20 protein-coding genes are annotated in these 21,311 nt (G+C 65.4%); 12 read left to right on the top strand and 8 right to left on the bottom strand.

What is annotated here, in order from left to right; all coding sequences use genetic code 11:
• The 3 genes from BSIN_RS09470 to BSIN_RS09460 all read right to left on the bottom strand — a co-directional run.
• The coding region (locus BSIN_RS09470) for an ATP-binding cassette domain-containing protein (protein ID WP_143757388.1) at positions 1–1,683 on the bottom strand (1,683 nt) is incomplete at its 3' end.
• On the bottom strand, positions 1,680–2,753 hold the full coding sequence (locus tag BSIN_RS09465) for an HlyD family secretion protein (RefSeq protein ID WP_059518737.1): 1,074 nt from the start codon (positions 2,751–2,753) through the stop codon (positions 1,680–1,682). The genes BSIN_RS09470 and BSIN_RS09465, both read right to left, overlap by 4 nt.
• Positions 2,750–4,303 carry an efflux transporter outer membrane subunit gene (locus BSIN_RS09460; protein ID WP_089340298.1) on the bottom strand — a complete coding sequence of 518 codons (1,554 nt, stop codon included), beginning with the start codon at positions 4,301–4,303 and terminating at the stop codon, positions 2,750–2,752. Before BSIN_RS09460 ends, BSIN_RS09465 begins: the two co-directional genes overlap by 4 nt.
• Positions 4,304–4,697: 394 nt before the next feature.
• Here BSIN_RS09460 and BSIN_RS09455 point away from each other — a divergent pair, with 394 nt between their 5' ends.
• The 6 genes from BSIN_RS09455 to BSIN_RS09415 all read left to right on the top strand — a co-directional run bounded on the left by BSIN_RS09455 (position 4,698) and on the right by BSIN_RS09415 (position 9,994).
• On the top strand, positions 4,698–4,982 hold the full coding sequence (locus BSIN_RS09455) for a DUF1488 family protein (RefSeq protein ID WP_059518742.1): 285 nt from the start codon (positions 4,698–4,700) through the stop codon (positions 4,980–4,982).
• A 189-nt stretch (positions 4,983–5,171) separates the two neighbouring features.
• On the top strand, positions 5,172–5,822 hold the full coding sequence (locus BSIN_RS09450) for a BON domain-containing protein (protein WP_089340289.1): 651 nt from the start codon (positions 5,172–5,174) through the stop codon (positions 5,820–5,822).
• 1,178 nt (positions 5,823–7,000) lie between these two features.
• Positions 7,001–7,291 carry a hypothetical protein gene (locus BSIN_RS09435; RefSeq protein WP_089340286.1) on the top strand — a complete coding sequence of 97 codons (291 nt, stop codon included), beginning with the start codon at positions 7,001–7,003 and terminating at the stop codon, positions 7,289–7,291.
• A gap of 347 nt (positions 7,292–7,638) precedes the next feature.
• Positions 7,639–8,628 (top strand): zinc-dependent alcohol dehydrogenase family protein, encoded by a 990-nt coding sequence (locus BSIN_RS09430; protein WP_089340285.1) that lies wholly within the window; start codon positions 7,639–7,641, stop codon positions 8,626–8,628.
• 90 nt (positions 8,629–8,718) lie between these two features.
• The gene (locus tag BSIN_RS09425) at positions 8,719–9,174 is read left to right on the top strand and encodes a hypothetical protein (protein ID WP_089340284.1); all 456 of its coding nucleotides are present in this window, start codon (positions 8,719–8,721) and stop codon (positions 9,172–9,174) included.
• A gap of 355 nt (positions 9,175–9,529) precedes the next feature.
• Entirely contained in the window at positions 9,530–9,994 is a 465-nt protein-coding gene (locus BSIN_RS09415; protein WP_089340282.1) for an OsmC family protein, read from the top strand.
• Between the two features lie 76 nt (positions 9,995–10,070).
• Here the strand turns inward: BSIN_RS09415 and BSIN_RS09410 are convergent, their stop codons facing one another.
• Complete coding sequence (locus BSIN_RS09410; RefSeq protein WP_089340281.1) at positions 10,071–11,033, bottom strand: phosphate acetyltransferase; 963 nt, start codon at positions 11,031–11,033, stop codon at positions 10,071–10,073.
• A 189-nt stretch (positions 11,034–11,222) separates the two neighbouring features.
• On the opposite strand from BSIN_RS09410, the gene BSIN_RS09405 reads away from it, so the two are divergent.
• The gene (locus BSIN_RS09405) at positions 11,223–11,567 is read left to right on the top strand and encodes a F0F1 ATP synthase subunit epsilon (RefSeq protein ID WP_369828162.1); all 345 of its coding nucleotides are present in this window, start codon (positions 11,223–11,225) and stop codon (positions 11,565–11,567) included.
• Here the strand turns inward: BSIN_RS09405 and BSIN_RS09400 are convergent.
• Positions 11,522–12,169, bottom strand: coding sequence for a response regulator (locus BSIN_RS09400; RefSeq protein WP_089340280.1), 648 nt, complete (start codon positions 12,167–12,169; stop codon positions 11,522–11,524). The genes BSIN_RS09405 and BSIN_RS09400 overlap by 46 nt on opposite strands.
• A gap of 579 nt (positions 12,170–12,748) precedes the next feature.
• On the opposite strand from BSIN_RS09400, the gene BSIN_RS09395 reads away from it, so the two are divergent.
• The gene (locus BSIN_RS09395; RefSeq protein WP_089340279.1) at positions 12,749–13,234 is read left to right on the top strand and encodes a universal stress protein; all 486 of its coding nucleotides are present in this window, start codon (positions 12,749–12,751) and stop codon (positions 13,232–13,234) included.
• A gap of 202 nt (positions 13,235–13,436) precedes the next feature.
• Here the strand turns inward: BSIN_RS09395 and BSIN_RS09390 are convergent, their stop codons facing one another.
• Genes BSIN_RS09390 through BSIN_RS09380 form a run of 3 tightly spaced genes read right to left on the bottom strand, consistent with a single transcriptional unit; the run spans position 13,437 to position 16,347 of the window.
• Positions 13,437–14,270 carry a universal stress protein gene (locus tag BSIN_RS09390; protein ID WP_089340278.1) on the bottom strand — a complete coding sequence of 278 codons (834 nt, stop codon included), beginning with the start codon at positions 14,268–14,270 and terminating at the stop codon, positions 13,437–13,439.
• Positions 14,267–15,496, bottom strand: a complete 1,230-nt coding sequence (locus BSIN_RS09385; RefSeq protein ID WP_089340296.1) for an acetate/propionate family kinase — start codon at positions 15,494–15,496, stop codon at positions 14,267–14,269. The genes BSIN_RS09390 and BSIN_RS09385 overlap by 4 nt, the downstream gene beginning before the upstream one ends.
• Before the next feature lie 8 nt (positions 15,497–15,504).
• A complete protein-coding gene (locus tag BSIN_RS09380) occupies positions 15,505–16,347 on the bottom strand; it encodes a universal stress protein (RefSeq protein WP_089340277.1) in 843 nt (280 codons plus the stop codon).
• A gap of 243 nt (positions 16,348–16,590) precedes the next feature.
• Between BSIN_RS09380 and BSIN_RS09375 the strand changes: the two genes are divergently transcribed.
• The 4 genes from BSIN_RS09375 to BSIN_RS09360 all read left to right on the top strand — a co-directional run bounded on the left by BSIN_RS09375 (position 16,591) and on the right by BSIN_RS09360 (position 21,308).
• A complete protein-coding gene (locus BSIN_RS09375; RefSeq protein ID WP_089340276.1) occupies positions 16,591–17,067 on the top strand; it encodes a hypothetical protein in 477 nt (158 codons plus the stop codon).
• Positions 17,057–17,803, top strand: a complete 747-nt coding sequence (locus tag BSIN_RS09370) for a beta-ketoacyl-ACP reductase (RefSeq protein WP_089340275.1) — start codon at positions 17,057–17,059, stop codon at positions 17,801–17,803. The genes BSIN_RS09375 and BSIN_RS09370 overlap by 11 nt, the downstream gene beginning before the upstream one ends.
• The gene (locus tag BSIN_RS09365; RefSeq protein ID WP_089340274.1) at positions 17,800–19,632 is read left to right on the top strand and encodes a PHA/PHB synthase family protein; all 1,833 of its coding nucleotides are present in this window, start codon (positions 17,800–17,802) and stop codon (positions 19,630–19,632) included. The genes BSIN_RS09370 and BSIN_RS09365 overlap by 4 nt, the downstream gene beginning before the upstream one ends.
• A gap of 872 nt (positions 19,633–20,504) precedes the next feature.
• Positions 20,505–21,308, top strand: coding sequence for an ABC transporter permease (locus tag BSIN_RS09360; RefSeq protein WP_089340273.1), 804 nt, complete (start codon positions 20,505–20,507; stop codon positions 21,306–21,308).
• Positions 21,309–21,311: the final 3 nt, after the last annotated feature.

The following is a 21,311-nucleotide window of genomic DNA, read 5'->3' as shown; positions in this document are numbered from 1 at the left end:
CGTCTGCGGCGGGGAGCCGGGCGGCGCAGGGCGGCGCGATGCGGGTGCGGCGTCGGCAACCGGCGCCGCCGCATCCGCCAGTAGTCCGGACGCCGGCCGCGCGGCCGGCGACACATCGGCGGCGCTTGCGGCAGGGTCGGCATCGGCCGCGGCGTCGCGCAAATAGCCGATGAACGCTGCTTCGAGCGTGGCCGCGCCGCGTGCCTGAACCAGCGCATCGGGCGTGCCGCTCGCGAGCACGCGGCCCGCGTGCATCAGCGAGATGCGGTCGCAGCGTTGCGCCTCGTTCATGAAGTGCGTCGAGATAAAGATCGTCACGCCGTCGCGCCGCGACAGATCGATCATCAGTTGCCAGAAATTGTCCCGCGCGATCGGATCGACGCCGGATGTCGGTTCGTCGAGGATCAGCAATTCCGGCGCATGCACCATCGCGACCGCGAGCGACAGCCGTTGCCGCACGCCGAGCGGCAGCCGCTCGGGCAGCGCGTCGGGCACGCCGCCGAGGTCGAAGCGCGCGATCATTTCGTCTGTGCGGGCGGCGATCGCCGCTTCGGGCAGACCGAACAGCCGCGCATGCAGTACGAGGTTCTGGCGCACCGTCAGTTCGCTGTACAGCGAGAAGCCTTGCGACATGTAGCCGACGCGCCGGCGCGTGTCCAGATCGCTCGATTCGATGGCGCGTCCGAACAATCGCGCACTGCCTTCGGTCGGTGGCAGCAGGCCGGTGAGCATTTTCATCGTCGTCGATTTTCCGCAGCCGTTCGAGCCGAGAAAACCGAAGATTTCGCCGCGGCGGATCCGGAAGCTGACGTGGTCGACCGCGACGAAATCGCCGAAGCGCATCGTCAGGCCGCGCGCCTCGATTGCCGGCGTGGCGTCGTCGCCAGCGGGCAGCGGCGGGCGTTCGACGCGGCGGTAGCCGCGTCGGCGCGTGTCGGGCAGCAGCGCGACGAACGCGGCTTCCAGCTCGCGCGTGCCGGTGCGCGCAAGCAGTTCGGCCGGCGTGCCTTGTGCGAGCACGCGGCCGGCATCGAGCGCGATCAGCTGGTCGAAGCGTTGCGCCTCGTCCATGTATGCGGTGGCGGCGATCACGCTCATGCCGGGGCGGGCGGCGCGAATGCCGGCGATCAGCTCCCAGAATTGCGCGCGCGCTAGCGGATCGACGCCTGTCGTCGGTTCGTCGAGCAGCAGCAGATCCGGATCGTGGATCAATGCACAGCACAGCCCGAGCTTTTGTTTCATGCCGCCCGAGAGCTTGCCCGCCGGCCGGTCGAGGAACGGATGGAGGCCGGTGCTGCGCGTCAGCGCGTCGATCCGGCGACGCCGCTCGTCGGCCGCATGACCGAACAGCCGCGCAAAGAATTGCAGATTTTCCTCGATCGACAGCGTGGCGTATAAATTGCGGCCGAGCCCTTGCGGCATGTACGCGATGCGCCGGCACGCGCGCCGGCGGTGCTCGATCGAGCGCATGTCGCCGCCGAGCGCCTGGACATCGCCGGTTTGCAGCGCGCGGGCGCCGGAGACGAGCGCAAGCAGGCTCGATTTGCCGACGCCGTCCGGGCCGATCAGACCGGCCATGCACCCGGCGGGAACCTCGAGCGTCACCGTGTCGAGCGCGACGATTTTGCCGTAACGCAGGCTGACGTCGCGCAGACGGGCGGCAGGCGGCTGCCCGGCGTTCATTGCGCAACCTTGACGGCCAGCTCGGCCGGCCATGCGGCGGCGGGATCGACCTTGACCCAGGCGACGCCCGGCAATCCGGTTTTCACGAGTTTCAGATGGCGCAGCAGCAGCGCGCGGTCGATGCGCGCCTTCACGCGAAACATCAGCTTTTGCCGCTCATTCGCGGTTTCCACGGTTTTCGGCGTGAATTGCGCGGTGCTCGCGACGAACGAAACGGTTGCCGGGATCACGTAGCCGGGCGCGGCGTCGAGCACTATCCGCGCGTCGGCGCCGAGCGCGACGCGTCCGGCGACGGTTTCGGGCAGAAAGAACGTCATGTAGACGTCCGACAGATCGACGAGATTGAGCACCTTGCCGCCTGCCGGCAGCACCTCGCCGGCCTGCGCGATCCGGTACTGGATTCGCCCGTCGCGCGGCGCGACAAGCTCGGTATCGGCAAGATCGGCCTGCACGCGCACGACACTTGCCTGCGCGGCGGCCACCGCCGAGCGTGCGGCGGTCAACTGCGCGCCGGTCGCATCGATGGCCGCTTGGGCCGCATCGACCTGCGCCTGGGCGGCGGCGACGGTTGCAAGCGCGCCGCGCACGCGCGCGCGATCGTCATCGAGTTCCTGCATCGACGAGGCGCCTTCGCGAGACAACGTGTCCGAGCGCGCGAGCCGCCGCTGCGCGGCATCGAGTTCGCTCTTGCGCTGCGCGACCATGGCGAGCGCGGCGGCTTTGTCGCTCTTGCGTTGCGCGACCTGCGCGGCGACGCCCGCCGCGGTATTGAGCGCCTGCTGCTGTTGCGCACGCGCCTCGTCGAGCTGGGCTTGCAATACCCGGATGTCCATCCGCGCGAGCGGTTGGCCGGCCTGCACGTAGTCGCCTTCGTCGACGAGCAGCGCCTCGATGCGGCCGGGCAGTTTGGTCGCGACGTCTACTTCAGTCGCCTCGATTCGGCCGTTGCCGCTCGCGAAGCCGGCGTGAGAGCCGTCGTCGTGCCATCGGCTCCACGCGTAATAACCGGTCAGCGCTGCGGCGAGCGTCACGGCGGCGCCGAGCATCAGGGTGCGATGGGAAGGCTTCATGGTCGGGTTCGGGTTGGGGTCAGGGAGGGCGCGCCGTCTTCGGCGTCGCCGCCGAGCGCTGCGTACAGTGCGATCCGGCTCGACAGCAGCCCTTGGCGCATCTGCACGAGCTGCTGCTGGGCGTTGAGCAGATCGCGTTGTGCGTCGAGCACTTCGAGGAACGGCGCGGCGCCGTTGTCGTAGCGCAGCTTCGCGAGGCGCGCGCGTTCGCTCTGCGCGGCGAGCGTGTCGCGCTGGATGGCGACCTGCTCGGTCAGCCACGCGCGGGCCGACAGTGCGTCTGCAACGTCGCGGAACGCGGATTGCACGGTCTTTTCGTATTGCGCGACGGCTTCGTTGCGGCGCGCGTGGGCGAGATTGAGATTCGCATGCAGGCGTCCGCCTTCGAAGATCGGAAGCGTGATGCGCGGAACGAAACTCCATGTTGCGCTGCCGGCCGCGAACAGATCGCCAAGCGCGGGGCTGACGGTGCCGAGCGTGCTCGTTAGCGTGATGCGCGGAAAGAACGCGGCGCGGGCCGCGCCGATGTCCGCGTTTGCCGCGCGCAGCCGATGTTCGGCGGCGATCACGTCGGGACGGTGGACCAGCAGGTCGGACGGCAGCCCCGGCGCGAGCCGCGCTTGCACGGCATCGTCGTCGAGCCGTGCGGGGGCGTGCGCCGGGCTGCTCGGCGCGCCGAGCAACAGATCCAGCGCGTGCTGCTGCGCATCGCGCGCCTGGTCGAGCTGAGCGGCGAGCGTCTCGGCCTGATGCAGCAGAATTTCGGATTGCTTCATGTCGAGCCGGGAGATCGCGCCTTCCTCGTAGCGGCGCCGGAAAATCCGCAGCGCGTCGCGCCGCGTGTCGAGCGTCGCACGCGCAAGCGCGATGCGTTCGTCGAGTGCGCGCAGCGCGAGATACGCGTTCGCGACGTCGGCGATCAGACTGAGGGTGACCGCACGCTGCGCGGCTTCGCTTGCGAGGAAGTTTTCGAGCGCCGCGGCCTTCAGGCTGCGCACCCGTCCCCAGAAGTCGGCTTCCCAGCCCAGCTCGGCCAAGCCCACGTTGTACAAGCCTTTGACGCTCGCGTCGGGCGACACGAACCCGCCCGGTACGCGGGTGCGCAGCGCCGTTGCCGTGGCGTCGAGCGACGGCCACTGGTCGGCGCGGCGAATGCCGTAGTTCGCGCGCGCCGCTTCGACGCGTTGTGCCGCGATCCGCAAGTCCCGGTTGTTCGCGAGCGCCTGTTCGATCACCGCGCGCAGATCGGCGTCGGCGAAATAATCGCGCCAGCCGAGGTGGGCGGCGCAGTTCCCGGGATCGGCGGCGCCCGGCGGCTTCGCCGTGGCGGCGGCACTATCGCGCTCCGCCGCGCGAAGCGGCGAGCCCGCTTCGCACGACGTGCGCGCAAACGTATCTGGCACGGGCGCGGCTGGCCGCCGGTAGGCGGGCGCGAGCGACATGCAGCCGGCGAGCGCGGCCGCGAGTGTCAATCCAAGCGCGATGGCAGGCACGCCGCGACGAGGCCGTTCGAAAGGCGTCGGTGCCGCTCGTCGATTGTTTCGAAGCATGGGCCTCCTCGTCGGTTGTGTCGTTCGCGTCGCGAGCCCAAAGCAGCCGTCGCCGCGCCGGTGCATATCTGACAATTAATCGGGGTATGAAACGTTGATTTGGGTCATTCATGTCGCTCGGCCGGTGCGGTTGATCGACATCAAGGCGCGTGCCGCGCGTGCTGCGGATGATGGAGATGGGTGCATGAACGTGCGGCCGTGCACGGCCGCCGGCTCTCGATCCAGCGAGGGGGTATGCATGAGAGCACATTGGCCGCGCGCAGCGGCAACGTCGTGGCGCGCTTTGTCTTTGTGCATGGGCCGAGCGAGTGGTGTGGTGCTGCTGGTTCGCGGCCGCGCGCTGGAATGCGCGAGCGGCCGAAACAAATGAATGCCCTGACATCGGACGAAAACCATGCAGATTTCGTTTCCCGCCGATTTGCCCGAATATCGCGCGCGCGATTGGACGATCGCGTTTACGGCACTCGTCGACAACGTTCGCGTGCCATGTGCGATTACGGCCGAAGCTCTCGAGGATCATTTTGGCGCGCCATCGATCGGCGAACGCGATTTGACCGACGCGTTCGAACGCCATCGCACCGAGATCGAGCGTGCGGCACGCTGGATGCTGGAGGCGGTCGGCGGGCGTCCGGTCGTGTTGCACAGCGGGTTGTTCCGGTTCGAGCGTTGCCGCTCTTGATGAGCGTGTATGCCCATCCCCCGGCACTGCCAATGCGCGTTTGCGTGCATCGCGCCGCAGTCGAGCGCTTTGCAGGCGGGCGCGATTGACCTGGGTCATCGGTACGTGCCGACCGATATGCGAAGCTAGCTTCGACAAATGGCGACGCGCGTTTCGCGACGGATCGCCGAGTCCACTGGAGGATATCCGATGAAAACCGATCGGCAATTGAAGCAGGATGTGCAGGACGAACTCGCGTCGGACCCGGCTGTCGACACGGCGCTGATCGACGTCGAGGTGGCGGAGCGTATCGTCAAGCTGTCCGGGCACCCGACAAGCTATGCGCAAAAGCTGGCCGTCGAGCGTGCGGCGAACCGGGTGGCGGGTGTTCGAGCGGTGGTTGTCGAAATGATCGTGCGTTTGCCGCAAGACGATGCGCGCACGGATTGGGACATCGCGGACATGGCGCGCTCGATTTTGCGCTGGACTGTGGGGTTGCGCGAAGAGGCGGTCAAGGTGCAGGTGGAGCGGGGTTGGGTCACGTTGTCCGGCAAGGTCGATTGGGCATATCAGCGTCATGTCGCGGTGCGAGCGATTTCGCAGATGCGAGGCGTGACGGGTGTCACGGATCATATCGACGTGCTCGGCAGCGTGGACGCCGAGGCGATCGGCGAAAACGTCAAGCGCGCGATGTTGCGGCACGCCGCGCGCGAGGCGACGCATATCGGCGTCGACGTGCGCGATGGAATGGTTACGCTGTCGGGCAAGGTCGATTCCTATGCGGAACGTGAAGTCGCGCGCGGCGCGGCGTGGTCCGTGCGAGGCGTGCGCGCGGTGATCGACAATCTCGTCGTCGGATGAGCGGCGCTTGCTTGCGGTGCCGGGCTGTTGCGCGACGCGCGGGCAGGATGTCACGCGTCGCGCGTGGTTACTACATGGAACCCACGGGTATTTCTTTTTCCATGCAAGTCGTTATGTTGCTGGCGCCCATGAGAAACGGGCCGCGGCCGCCCGTTGCCCGGCGGTGGCTCGCTCGTCAGCATGCGGTGGCGCGCGGCACCGCGAGAGTGTGAAGCAAAAACGCACGACAGATGAGTGCGGAAGAGGCGAAACGGAAATGCAACGCATGCGGCCATAGCCACATTTGAATGACGAGTTGAACTCGGCGTACCGTTTCGCCCCCCGGCCATATCGATATTGACCGGAAAGCCGACGAATCGCCCGTTCGCCGCTTGAGGCGGTCGATCATGCATGGCCATGCGGTAAGCAGCGCCCGGTCTGGCGGTACGCCGCCCGATGACGCGCGCCGCCCGATGGCGACATGTGCCGTTGCTACGGAGAGCCGGTTGAACGGATCGGCGCACATGCGATCGACGGATTCGTCATGGCAGTCTTCGTTGCGCCGAATTCGGGTCGACTTGCCATTGCGAACGATGGCAACGGAACGGCGCTTAGCCACAGTGCGAACACGAAGCCGGGCGGCGAGCGCGCAACCCGTGGCGTCTCGGCGTTGAGCGCGCGCTGGCATACATGTACGCAGTTTCGATGCCGACGACCCCGAGCGGCGACCGGCATCGCGTTTTCGACTCGATTAAGCAGGCCCGACGAGGAAGATTGCTTGGGCGTTCGGCCGTGAAGCGCGAGCAGGGAGCGCGAACCTGGCGGCGGCGATGAAGCGAATGAGCGGCATGATCGTTGCGACCGTCGCAATCGCATTGGACGAGGCGGCGCCGCATACGGGGCCCACGCATGCATGGCCCGACGGAGCGCCGCCGTCGATCATCGCACGGGCGGCCGTGGCTGCCGCGCGGAAGCTCGACGCTCGATCATGGCGCCGGGACAACGCCGGGCTGGCGTGCGCGCCACGCATGCGTGGTCTTTGGCGTGCGATCGTTGCACTGGTTGACGCGCATCAGATGCGTGGTGCGCGCTTGCCGGGATCATGAGACGTAAGAAGCCGCGTTCGACACCTATGCGCCGAGCCGACATGAGTGGCGCTCGTAGCAAGCCGATGCGATGCGTATTGGAAGGAGGACGTGATGGGCTTGGGCATGCAGATTGCCTATTTGGGTTTTGCCGGATCGGCACGGATCGAATCGGAGGCGGGTGCGCAGCTTGTGCGGCTCGGGCGTTTCGACGATCGGCTCGCCGGCTGCCAACTCGCGCTCGAGGCGTTGCGCCAGCCGGACGGCCGTGTGATGTATGACGCACGGCTCGATCTGATGACGCGCGAGCACGAATTGACGCCGGTCAGACGTTGCACGCACGCCGATCCGCTGGTGGCGATCCGCCATGCGTTCGACGCGGCGGAATCGATGCTCGACGCATGATCGGCGCCACGTGGCGATGCCGCGCAGGCCATTTCCCGCCGCCGGCGAATAGTGGGTTGACTCAGGTCAAGCGCCGCGGCGTCAGGTGCGGCGACGAGTTCGCCGTTCGCCTAATCTGAAGACTCAAGGCCGCAACTCGCAGCGGAGGCGATCGATGCGTCACGACGGATTACGCACCTCGTTGTACGGCACGGTTTGCACAGTGTCGATCCTGAAATGGGCATCGCGGTGTTTGCTCGGCGCGAAAGCCTGCCGTTTTGAGGAATGCGCGCGTGGTTCCGAAGGCATCGGCGCGCGCTCGGGGCGCGGCTTGCGCGAGCGGCCGGGTGCCGCGCAGGAGCGTTAGCATGCGTGCGATGGTGTTCGATGGCGCGACGAACCGGCTGTGCGACACACGGCTGCCAGATCCCGTGCCTGGCCCCGGCCAATTGCTGATCGACGTACAGGCGTGCGGCGTGTGCCGGACCGATCTGCATGTCATCGACGGCGAATTGCCGCTGTTGAAGCGGCCGCTGATTCCGGGGCACGAGATCGTCGGCACGGTCGCTGCGTTGGGCGAAGGGGCGTCCGGCTTCGAAATAGGCGAGCGGGTCGGCGTGCCATGGCTCGGCGGCACGTGCGGGCATTGCACGTATTGCTCGAACGGCCACGAGAACCTGTGCGATGCACCCACATTCACCGGCTATACGATCGACGGCGGTTACGCACAGCGCACCGTTGCCGACAGCCGTTTTTGCGTGCGGATTCCGGCCCGCTATACCGATTTGCAGGCCGCGCCGCTGCTATGCGCGGGGCTGATCGGTTACCGGACGCTGCGCAAGGCGGGCGCGGCGCGGCGGATCGGACTCTACGGCTTCGGCGCGGCCGCGCACATCGTCGCGCAAGTCGCGCGCCGCGAAGGCCGGACGGTTTTCGCGTTCACCCGGCCGGGCGACGCCGCGGCACAGCAGCTCGCGCGGCGGCTTGGGGCAGTCTGGGCCGGCGGCAGCGATGAACGCGCGCCGGAGCCGCTCGACGCCGCGCTGATCTTCGCCCCCATCGGCGCGCTGGTGCCGGCCGCATTGGGGGCGCTCGACAAAGGCGGCATCGTCGTTTGCGGCGGAATACACATGACCGACATTCCGTCGTTCCCTTATGCAGCGCTGTGGGGGGAGCGCCGGATCGAGTCGGTCGCGAATCTGACGCGTGCGGACGCCGCCGCGTTCATGTGGCTTGCCGCCGAAATGCCGCTTGAAATCGAGACGAGCGCCTATGCGCTGACCGACGCGAATCGCGCACTTGACGATTTGCGTGCCGGGCGCGTGTCGGGCGCGGCCGTTTTGACGATTCGTGGCTAAGGCTTCGCATCGAGCTTTGTCGACGCATGCATCGCGGCACCATGCACGCTTGAGATGAGGCGATAGAAAGGGCAATCAAAAAAGGCGGCGATGACGAACATCATGTCAGGCTCGAACGACCGTTATTCCGCATGGAGGCGGGTCGCGGGAGCGCTCGTTGCGAGCGCCGCGCTTGCCGCTGCCGTGACGTGGCTGGGTGCGGCTTACGATCAACCGATCGACGCGGCCGTCATCGCAGGCATGCGCTCGCCGCATTGCCAAGCGGTACGCGACATGCCGCCCGGCTCGCTGTTGATCGCGGCCCAGCCGGAAGACGGAGTATGCCGGGCGTTTTTCCTGTATCGCGGCGCGATCGGGAACGAGGCCGCCGACGAGCGCGGCTACAAGGATGCAGTGCAAGCCGGCCGGCTGCGAGAGTTCGAGCAACTCGTCGGCTATGTGTTCGTGCTGGTCTCGGCAGTGACGCTGAGCGCGATCGCGATGGCGGCTGTGGTGCGCACGTTGTGGCGCCGGCTGCGCATGGTGGGCGAGTCTTTCAGCCGCTGACGTGGATCAAGTCCGGCGGCCGCCGCCGGGTTATCGTGAATACCGTCGCGCGCGCTGGTTTGCAGTTGCCGCGCATTGCGACTCGGCGGCAGAGCGCAAAGGCGACGCTATCGGTATGTGTGCGCCCATGCAGAGCGGGCAGGTGCAGCAAGCGCGCGGCCGGCCTGCGCACCGATCGGTCGCGGTCAATACGGCCGGTGTGCGCAATGCCGCCGGCTGATTGAATTCGAGCGGCTGTTGGCGCGGCCTGCTACCGTCGCTGCGCGCACTCCCGCGAACATCGTTAAGGAACACTCATCGGTGTCGAGCGTGCCGGGCTGCGGATGCATGGGATCGACGCGACAAAGGAGCACGTATGGACGACAAACCGATTGTCGTGGAAGTGGTGCAGCTCGAACATTTCCGGTTTCGGGTCGATTTTCCCGGCATTGATGCACCGCCGGTTCTGACCGACGAGATGCCGCCGCTCGGCGACGGCGGCGCACCGAATCCCGTCCGATTGCTGGCGGCGGGCGTCGCGAACTGTCTTGCCGCCAGTTTGCTCTATGCACTGCAGCAATACCGTAACGATCCGTATCCGGTTACGGCGCGCGTGGACGTCGATCTGAACCGCGACACGGCGGGACGGCTGCGCGTCGCCGGGATGGCGGTCCGATTGCGTGTGGGCGCGCGCTGGCCGGCGCTCCACCATGCAACGCGCGCGCTTGCTCAGTTCGAGGCGTTTTGCACGGTGACCGAAAGTGTACGCCGCGGTATTCCCGTAACGGTCGATGTCAGGGACGCGTGCGACGATCCGCTCAACGCCGAGGCGGCGTCATAGCGATTGCAGGGGACGCGCGCCACGGCCGCTCGCGCGTGCGCGGTTTCCTCCGGCCGCAGGAGGCCGCGAGTGCCGCTCATGCCCCGGCGCGCGCATTCGATGCATGCGCGACCAGCGCGGCCACCGCGCAGCTTGCCAGACGCGTGCGCTCGCTGTCGGCGCGGCTGGTGAGAATGATCGGCACGCGCGCGCCGAGCACGACGCCCGCCGCGTCGGCGTTCGCGAGAAACGTCAGTTCTTTCGCGAGCATGTTGCCGGCTTCGAGATCGGGCGTGAGCAGGATGTCGGCATGACCGGCGACGTTCGAGCCGAGATGCTTGATGCGAGCGGCCTCCGGATTGATCGCATTGTCGAACGCGAGCGGGCCATCCAACTGCGCGCCGGTGATCTGGCCGCGTTCGGCCATCTTGCAGAGCGCCGCGGCGTCGAGCGTCGACGGCAGTTTCGACGTAACGGTTTCCACTGCCGACAGGATCGCGACTTTCGGCGTGTCGACGCCGAGCGTATGCGCAAGGTCGATCGCATTTTGGACAATTTCCGCCTTGTGTTCCAGCGTGGGACGGATGTTGACCGCCGCGTCGGTGATGAAGAGGGGTTTGGGGTAGGTCGGCACGTCCATGACGAACACATGGCTCAGCCTGCGTCCGGTACGAAGACCCGAATCGGGCGAAACGACGGCGGCGAGCAACTCGTCCGTATGCAAGCTGCCTTTCATCAGCGCTTGCGCGTCGCCCGAGCGGACCAGCTCGACGGCAAGCGCTGCTGCAGCGTGACTATGCGGCGCGTCGACACGCCGGTAACGCGACAGATCGATGCCGAGCGTGGCCGCCAGCGTGTCGATGCGTGCGGCCGGTCCAATCAGTACGGGTTCGATGAGGCCGGCGCGGGCCGCGTCGATCGCGGCGCGCAGCGACGTTTCATCGCACGGATGCGCGACGGCGACAGTCGCGGCCAGGTGTGCCTGGCAGCGGGCGATCAACGCATCATATTTGCGATGGACGGTTGCTGCGGGCCGCGTGGACTGCGACGGAATGTGCATGGCGTTTCCTCTGGGGCTATGCAGGACAGTGAGTCGATTGTCGGCAAATTCCCCGCGTGCCGTGTGATTTGAATCAAATGCCGCGGCTTGCGTGCGGATAGCCTGGATTCATGCGCACGGCTATCCGGAGAAAAGCGGCAAACCGGGGGGATATGACGCGGCGGGCGGGGCCGCCCGCGTGTCGGGTTTATGAAGCGCTGTTTCGAGCGGCGCGGGAAATGGCAGGGAAAACGCAATTGGGCGGGGCGTTGCAGGCACCTTGCCGACTCGCTGGTGGACGTGATGTCCTTACCGTTGCGAATCGATGTCCTCAGCATCGAACAGGTGCGCTATGCGGGTGACGCACGCCTGGTCGCCGTACCGGGCGAGAGCGGTGATCTTGGCATTTATCCGCTGCATACTCCGCTTTTCGCGTGCCGAGCGCCGTGGGCGTTGGATGGATGCGATTGTGTTTGCACGCACCGCCCGTGCAAGTTGCTGTCGTCGAGTTATTCCTCGTCCGAATCGTCGACCAGCTTATGTCGTATCGCGTAGCGAATGAGCGCGGCTTCGTGCGGCATGTGCATTTTCTCGAGAATCCGGGTTTTGTAGGTGCTGATCGTTTTCGCACTGATACACAGGGCTTGCGCGATCTCGGAAATCGACTCGCCTGCGGCGATACGCCGGAACACTTCGAATTCGCGATCCGACAAGCGCTGATGCGGCAGCATGCCGGCGGGCTCGTTCAGGCTCTGCGCCAGTTGCTCGGCCATCGCGAGGCTCACGTAGACCCTGCCTGCCGCAACCTTCGTCACCGCGTCGATGAGTTCGGCGCTCGCGCATTCCTTCGTCATATAGCCGGATGCGCCCGCTCGGAATGCGCGCACTGCGTATTGCTGTTCCGCGTGCATGGTGAGCACGAGAATATGCAACGCGGGCCTTTCGTCCTTGATCTGCTTGATCAGTTCGACGCCGGTTCGCCCAGGCATCGACAGATCGAGCACGAGCACTTGCGCGTCAGTGCCGCGCACGAGCGCGATCGTCGATGCGCCATCCCACGCCTGGCCGGCCACTTCGAAGCCGCTGGCGTTTTGCAGGATGTGGCGCAGGCCGTCGCGAACCAGCGTGTGATCGTCGGCAATGAGCACTTTGATCATGGCAGCGGTCCTTGCGGCTGGACGTCTGACCACTGCGGCGCGGCCGCAGTCGGGCATGTCGGGCTGACGCACGCAACGCTGGCGGTCGATGTGACTGCTGCGGGAAGTGGCGACGCGACGAAGCGGTAGACGTGGGGCCGCACGCATGCGCGAACGGCGTCTTGCACACGGCTTCGCGCGGCAGCGCGCGTTCGCAACACACGCAGTCGTGCCGGGCAGGAAAATCGGCTACGCAATCGGCAGCGCGCTGCCTGACGCAGGGAGCACGGCGCCGGCGCGGCGTTGGGGGAGGGCGCGCTGGCAGTCATGAGGTGTTTTCGGGCCGTTCGCCCGATTTTATGGCGTGTGTATAAGCGCCGCGCATGAGGCGCGCACGCTCGATGTTGCTATGCGATTGTGCATGGGTTGAGACATTTCTCCAAATAACGTTGCGCCGGCGTATCGGGCGATGCGTCGTTTGCGTATGCCGCAAGCCACGTGCAATTGATTGACGTCAAGCTGTCATGGTGTGGCAGCGTCAGACTGACAGCGGATGATGCCGCGGCTGCTGTGAACGAATCGATGATCGGGGGAGGAGAGATGTACCAGCGGATTTTTGTAGCATTCGATGGCAGCCGTTGCGCCAGCCTCGCGTTGGAAGAAGCGGTGCGTATCGCTGCGGCGTCGGGCGGCTCGGTGATGGCTGCGTGCGTCGTCGAGCGCGCGCCGCGGCTTGTCGATGTCGGTAGCGGTTTCGTCGACGAACCGACGCGCGAGGACGCACTCGCCGTTGCGGCCGCGACAGCGGCGCTCGAAGCGGCGAAGCTGGCGTTTCAGCAGCGTAGTGTGTGCGGCGCGGTGCGCGCGATCGACGCGGACGGCGACAGCGTGCCCGAGGTACTGACGCGGACAGCGGCGCAATACGAAGCCGATCTGATTGTCATGGGAACGCACGGGCGGCGCGGGATGGCGCGCATGTGGGTCGGCAGCGTTGCCGAATCGGTGTTGCGGATGGTCGACCGCCCAGTGCTGATGGTGCGCGAATCGGTGCGTGAATCGTCAGACGAGAAACCATCGCGGCGGTAGCGCACACGGGGTCGCGCTGATTCGATGTTCGCGCGTGCCGCTGCCCGGTGCTGCCTATGCTGGATGGCGCGATGGATCCGGAGCGGCCGCGAGGCGTTTTATGCATGTTCGCGTCAACGTGATGACGCCCGTTTTCGATTTGCATGGCGGCGCGGCGGGCGCAGGCGGTTCGTCCGCCAAACGCACGCCCTTGTCACCGTTATCAGTGCGACATCAGCACCGGTACTGTCATCGTTTCAAGCATCGTATGCGTTGCGCCTCCGAGTACGCGTTCGTATATACGCGCATGGCCGTAGGCGCCGGCTACAAGCAAATCGGCATGCAAATCGCTTACGCGATTGAGCAGCGTCGCGCCGACGCCGCCCGCATCGCATGGCGTTGTCGAGAACGACGCGCGAATGCCGTGATGCGCAAGGTATGCCGAGACATCGATGCCGGCAGGCGCGGCTTCGGGCTCGTGCCGCCTGCCTGGCCGCACTGTCTCGACCGTAACGAAACGGGCGTGTATCAGCAGCGGCAGCGCATCGGTGACGGCACGGCTCGCTTCGCGGCTGCCGTCCCAGCCGATCAGCACGTTTTCTCCGCAATTGGCATGCACGGCAGCGTGTGGCAGCACGATCGCGGGGCGGCCGCTCGCCATCAGCATGTCGGCTGCAAAATGGTGCGGGGCGGTGTCGGCTGCGCGATCGTCCGGGGCGGGCTGGCCGAGCACCAGCAAGTCGGCATGCCTGGCGTGCAGCGGTGCGACTTCGGTAATAGGCCCGACAGGCGCGTGCCATTCGACGCTGCGGCCGGCGCGTTCGGCCGCCGCCAGGAATGCGTGCTTGGCCTCGTCTCGCCGGGCCGCGCGTTGTCGTTGATCCTCGGCAAGCGGCGCCTTGTCGGGGCGATACAGCAGCTCGAACGGGTTGTTGCCCGCCGCATACAAGCCGATCAGATGCGCGTCGAAACGCTGGGCGAGTTCGAGCGCGAACGCGGCGCGTCTCGCGCAGTGTCGGCCATTGTCCAAATGAACAAGCAAGGTTTTGTAGCTCATGGCAGTTCCTGTTCAGAAGTCGTTCGCGTGACAGCGCCCGCTGCGCGGCGTAGTAACCGCAATGCGTTGCGCGCGGCAATCCAGGCTTCGTCGGTCGGCTCGACAACGATTGTCACGGCGCTGCCGTCGCGCGAGACGACATGTGCATTCGCTGCATTGGCCGCGGGATCGAGTGCGATGCCGAGCCAACCAAGCGCCGCGCATACCCGCTCGCGCACGGGCGCGCAATGCTCGCCGACGCCGGCGGTGAACACCAGCATGTCGAGGCCGCCGAGCACGGCCGCGAGCGCGCCGATTTCGCGAACGATGCGATGCACGTACAGCGCGAGCGCGTCGCGCGCGCGAACGTCGTCGGTTTCGTGCGCGAGCAGCACGCGCGGATCGGCGGACAAGCCGGATAGCCCCTTGAGCCCCGCGTCGTGATAGAGCAACTGGCCGAGCGCGCGATGCGACAGCTGTTCGACATCGAGCAAGTGCAGCACCGCGCCGGGATCGAGCGAACCGCAGCGGGTGCCCATCATCAAGCCGTCGAGCGCGGAGAAGCCCATCGTGGTGGCGACGCTGCGCAATTCGCGCAATGCGCACAGGCTTGCGCCGCTGCCGAGATGCGCGGCGATCACGCGGCCACGCGCACGCGTTCCGAAGGCTTCGTCGAGCGCGACCGTCAGGTATTCGTAGGACAATCCATGAAAGCCATAGCGCCGCACGCCTTTGTCGAACCATGCGTGAGGGAGCGGCAACAATTGTTCGACGCGCGGCAGCGTGTGATGAAAGGCCGTATCGAACACGGCAACTTGCGGCACGCCAGGCAGCACGCGTTGCAAGGCGTCGATTGCGTCGAGATTGTGCGGCTGGTGCAACGGGGCGAGCGGAATCAATTTGCGTAGCGCGCCGATCGTCGCGTCGTCGGCGATGACCGGCGCGACGTAGTGCGCGCCGCCGTGCACGACGCGATGCGCGACGGCAGCCACGTCCAGATTGGGCAGCCGTTCGTCGAGCCACGCGATGATCGGCGCAAGTGCGGCCTGATACGGATCGCCGGCGGCCGCCGTGAGCATGCGGGGCGGTTCGCTGTCGACGCGCAGCGATGCGTGGCCGCCGATGTCTTGCACCTCGCCCTCGTGCAGCGGCTGGCGGGCCGGATCGCCGTGCGGCGGGTACGCGTACAGCGCGAACTTGATGCTCGATGAGCCGGCATTCAGCACGAGCAGGGTGCGGATCCGCATCGCCGTGCTCAATGCGACATCAGCACGGGAAGCGTCATCGACGCGAGCACTGTGCGGGTCGTGCCGCCCATCAACAGTTCGCGCCAGCGCGCGTGACCATATGCGCCCATGACCATCAAGTCTGCGCCGGATTCATACGCGCGCGACAGCAGCGCGTCGCCAACCGATGCGCCGGGGCCGCCGGCAATGTCGACCACATCCACGTCCGGTGCATGGCGTGCAAGCATGAGCGCCGCGTCCGCGCCGGGTATGCGTTTGCCGAACGGCTCGCTGCGCGCTTCGTCAGCCACCGTCGCGATCAGCGTGCGCTTGGCGCGCGCGAGAAACGGCAGCGCATCGTGCGCGGCGCGCGTCGCCTCGCGGCTGCCGTCCCACGCGACGAGCACACGTTCGCCGACAATCGGAAACGAGCCCGTGCGCGGAATGACCAGCACCGGCTTGCCCGCAGCCAGCACCAACCGCTCGGGGAAGTGCTCGTCGATAAAGGTCTCGGGATCGTCCGGGTTGCTTTGGCCGATGATCGTCAGATCCGCGCAGCGCACGTATGGCAGTGCCGCCTGATTGGCGTGCCCGCCGATCGCCACCCAGCGGCTGCTGACGCGAGCGCGCAGTGTTTCAGCATGGAACAGCCGCTCGATCGCGCCGCGCTGCTCGTTGCGCAGGCGCGCGTGTTCGGCGAAGTACTCGGCCGAACCGGCCATCACGTAGAACGAGCCGGGATCGGGCGTGAAAGTCGCGAACAGGCCCGTCAAATGGGCGTCGAAACGGCGGACGATGCGCAATGCGAGATCGAGCCGCAAGGGCGCGCGTTCGCTGGTGTCGAGATGTACAACCAGGCTTTTGTAGCTCATCGCCCATGCTCCGTGAGAGGGGTTAGCGTCGATGCGATTCAGTCTAGGAGGCGCCCGCCCGGCTTCGCTTGATGCAGGTCAACGGTATGGGTGCCGGAAGCCGCCCGCCGCCCGCTTGCCGTTCGCTTGATGCAGGTCAAGCGGCGCCGGCATGCCGGGCCGCACAGTGATGGGGCCGCCGGGCAGCGGCCGGGCGGTGCGTGGCGGATCGCGCATCCGTTGCCTCGATCGATGAGGGTGAAGATGACGACTGACATCATTGCGGTGTCGCTCGACGGTTACCGCGCCGGCTGCGATGCCGGGTTGGGGATGCTATCAAGCATGCACGATTGGAGGCTCGAATGGCTTCGGCTGCAGGCGCGCGCAATCGAGCGGGACTGCGCGGCCACGCGTAGCGTGCGCGCGGCGCTCGCGACGGCGGCGGATTGGCGGGCTTTCGTCGAAGCGAACCAGAAGACGCTGCACGATTATTTGAATGCCAGCGCGGCGATTTGGCAGCAGGCGAGCGAAATGAGCGTGCGCATGCAGCACGATTGGGCCGCTGCGGTGCGCGACTGGACGCAGAACGCGCAGGCCGACGGGCTGCGCCGTTGGAGCAGTGCGTTCGAGCGTCCGGCGGCCGAGGCCGCCGTTGCGATCGACGCCGCGCCGGCCGAGCTGTTGCCGCCGCTCGCGCCGGCGGGTCGGCGCGCCGGCCGAGGAGAGGCCCATGCACACTGAACGGGTGGCCTTCGTGACCGGCGGGATGGGCGGCCTCGGGACCGCGGTCAGCCGCCGGCTGTTGGCGGCCGGAATGACGGTCGTCGTTTCCCACACTGAGCGCAACGATCATGTTGCGACATGGCTGGCGCGCGAGCGTGACGCCGGACGCGTGTTCCACGCGCTCGAAGTCGACGTGTCGGACTTCGATTCGTGTGCGCAATGCGCGCGGCGCGCGCTCGACGAATTCGGGCGCGTGGACGTGCTCGTGAACAATGCGGGCGTGACATCCGACGCCAGCTTCATGAAGATGACGAAGCGTCAGTGGGATACGGTGTTGCGCACCGACACCGACGGATTGTTCAACATGACCAAGCCGTTCGTGCCGGGAATGATCGAGCGCGGTTTTGGCCGTATCGTCAATATCGGCTCCATCAACGGCGAGCAGGGAGCTTACGGGCAGACCAATTACTCGGCCGCGAAGGCCGCCGTGCATGGCTTCACGATGGCGCTCGCGCGGGAACTCGCGCGTTACGGCGTGACGGTCAATACGGTGTCGCCGGGCTATCTCGCGACATCGATGGTGGAGGCGGTGCCGACGGAGATACTGGAAAAGCGCATTCTGCCGCAGATTCCGGTCGGCCGGCTCGGCCGGCCCGACGAGATTGCCGCGCTCGTTGCGTATCTCTGTTCCGATGACGCCGGGTTTGCGACCGGCGCGGATTTCGCGATCAACGGCGGCATGCATATGCAATGAAGACGCCGCGTTCCAGACGAAGCGCGTGCACGCCGGTTGACGCCGACGGCGTGTTGCCGCCGCGCACCGTGCGTGGCGGCGAAGCGCCGCTTGCCGCCGACGAGTGCGCGCATTTGCCCGAACAACCGTCCGACGAATGGAATCGCGCGACGCGGGCCGCTGTCGCGGCGATGACATTCGGATTATCGCCGGCGTCGCTCGCGCTTGCCGTGCTCGACTGGTGGATGCATCTCGCGGTTTCGCCGGGAAAATGCTTCGATCTCGCGATGCAGGTGGGGCGCGCGGCTTGCGGATTGGCGCCGCCCGAACCGCATGTCGACGCCCTCGACGAAACGCGCATGGCCGTGCACGAAGGGCCGGGCGATCCGCGCTTTACCGCACCCGGCTGGGCCCATTGGCCGTTCTCCTGTTATCGCGATGCATTTCTCGCCGCTCAGCGCTGGTGGTGCGACGCGACGACCGGTGTGCCCGGCGTCGAACGTCATCACGAAGCGCTCGTGCGCTTCGTTGCACGGCAGTGCCTCGACGCGTGTTCGCCGGGCAATTTTGCGGCGACCAACCCGGTCGTGATCGATGCGGCGTTGCACAGCGGCGGCGCGAATTTTGCAGCGGGCGCGCTGCACTGGCTGGACGATTGGAGCGAGCTTTGCGACCGCCTGCGCGGCGCGCGAACTTATCGCATGTCCGCGTATCGGCCCGGCCAGGAGGTTGCCGTGACGCCGGGGCGCGTCGTGTGGCGCAATGCGCTATGCGAACTGTTGCAATATGCGCCGGCAACCGACAAGGTCGCGCGCGAGCCGCTGCTGATCGTACCGTCGTGGATCATGAAGTACTACATCCTCGACTTGCAGCCGCACGACTCGCTGATCCGTTTTCTCGTCGAGTCGGGGCACACCGTGTTCGTGATTTCATGGCGCAATCCCGGTGCCGAAGCGTGCGACCTCGGGCTCGACGATTACCTGTACGACGGACTGTTTGCCGCGCTCGACGAAGTGCGCACGCGTTGCGGTGAAGCAGTGCATACGATTGGTTATTGCCTGGGCGGCACGCTGCTTGCGATCGGAGCGGCGGCGCTTGCGCGTGACGGCCGCGGCGACACGCTTCGCACCGTGACGCTGCTCGCCGCGCTGACGGACTTCAGCGAGCCCGGCGAGCTGGGACTTTTTATCGACGCGAGCGAAATTGCCGCGCTCGATGCATTGATGTGGCGGCAGGGTTATCTCGACGGGGCACAAATGGCAGCAGCGTTCCAACTGCTGAACGCACGCGATCTCATCTGGTCGAGGATGATGAGCGAATATTTACTCGGTCGCCGCTCGAAGCCGAATGATCTGATGGCGTGGAACGCAGATACGACACGCATGCCATATCGGATGCACACCGAATATCTGAGACGTTTGTTTCTTGATAACGATCTGGCGGCGGGACGCTACTGCGTTGCCGGGCGGCCGATCGCGTTGTCCGACATCAATGCGCCGATGTTCGTCGTTGGCACCGAGCGCGATCATGTGTCGCCGTGGCGCTCCGTCTACAAGCTGCACCTGCTGACGCACAATGCGCTGACCTTCGTTTTGACATCAGGCGGCCACAATGCCGGCATCGTATCCGAGCCGGGGCATCCTGGGCGTTACTATCGTTGCGCGACCCGCGAGGCGGGCGCGCCGTATCGGAGCAGGCACGAGTTCGTGCGGGACGTTGCGGCCGTTCAGGGTTCATGGTGGGTGTGCTGGCGCGACTGGCTGCGCGGGCATTCGACAGGCGAGGTTCGGGCACGCGAGCCGGACCCAGGATGGGGGGCGGCACCGGGCGTTTATGTACTCGATAGCTGAACGCGCCGAGTTGCATTGCGCGGCGTGCTTCAGCATTCGCAGGCGCGCATGAAACCCGTGCGGCCAACGGCGGCGGCTTCGTGCAGTGGGACGCCTTGCGGTTCACGGCGTGTGCTATGCGCGAGGCGCGTGATTGCCCTGCACGTTTGCCTGTTACCGGTTCGAGTTGGGCCGTTATCCTTGCCGATTGCGTTCGAGAAGAGAAACAGCAGCGAACGAGGAATTCGACTGGCTGACGCAATACGACCTTCGACGAATCGGTACTGGGGCGCTGCCGGTCCGCTAATCCGGGAGTCCTTATTAATTTATTTCACTCTCGGCGGCAGTCAATCATTTATAACGGCGCACTGCACGGCACCGAGTACGCGTTGTCGCGGTGATGACCATGCCAATGCACGGCGAAAATTTTTCCATGCGCTGAAAAAGAACGAATCAAACGGCGAGCCTATCCAATCAGGCGGCGGCAACCATGAGCGTATTCAATGGCAATTGAGTATGCTCATGCAATGGCGCGGTTTAGCTGGCGCTTGTTAACCGTAAGATTTGAGCGGCGCTATAAGCTAAACGGTTTGTGAGTGGCCATGAAACTTTGGTCGCCTTATTTTCTTCTTTGAAAACGAACTTTGCCAGATGCATGCGCGCTTGCCCGCTAAGCATGGTAACCCTTTCCTACGCCGGCCTCGATCGCCACAGCGCATCCATGTTACCCTTCGCGTGGGCGATAAGCGCGACACGCCAGTTTTATCCTTTGAGGGGCAGACCCGAGGGATAATTGTTTGGTCGCGGCAAATCATATTCTAAAGTTGTGTGATTAAATTAAATATTTTTTGATAAATTCGGCTTGGTGAGAGATTCGGTGATTAAGGTAATTCATGAGCCCATTTAAGGTTTTTTCCCCGTTGCGATTATACCGTTCTCTCCTCTGGGAAATGACGAAGCGTGATTTGTCGGCCCGTTATAAAGGGTCATATTTTGGGATATTTTGGGCGTTTTTGATGCCGCTTGCAATGCTCGGAATTTATTCTTATGTATTCGGTGTCGTGTTCGCATCCCGCTGGAATGCGGAAGGGCGGCAAAGTGTCGCGTTTCCGATTGTGCTGTTTGCCGGTTTGATCGTATTTAATTTCCTGGCGGAGTGCATCAATCGGGCGCCGTCGCTGGTGACGGCCTCGCCGAATCTGGTTAAGAAATCGATTTTTCCGTTGGTCATTCTGCCGTGGATGGCGGTTTTTACCGCAACCATTAATGCGTTCATCAGTGTCGCGATATTACTTGTCGGGGAATGGGCGCTGGTTGGACATATTCCGCCTACTGCTGTGCTGTTCCCGCTGGTCCTGATTCCGGTTGCATTGGTGGCGCTCGGCATCGGCTGGTTTCTGGCGTCGCTCGGCGTATACGTGCGGGATATTGCACAATTGGTCGGATTGGTGACGACCGCGTTGTTGTTCTTGACGCCGATTTTTTACCCGCCTCAGAATGCTCCCGGCGCGATCCGCACGCTATCTCAGTTCAATCCGTTGGCCGCGCAAGTACAGTCGATGCGCGAAGTGTTGCTCTGGGGAGCCGTTCCAAGCCCCGTCATGTATTTCGTCTCCATCGTTGTAGGTTGGCTCGTCGCTTGGCTGGGGTTAATTTGGTTCACGAGAACGTCCGAGGGTTTTGCCGATGTCCTCTGATTA

It is taken from the genome of Burkholderia singularis, assembly GCF_900176645.1.
Lineage (GTDB): Bacteria > Pseudomonadota > Gammaproteobacteria > Burkholderiales > Burkholderiaceae > Burkholderia > Burkholderia singularis.
The sequence above is the reverse complement of the archived record's forward strand: the minus strand, read 5'-3'. Positions and strand labels throughout refer to the sequence as shown.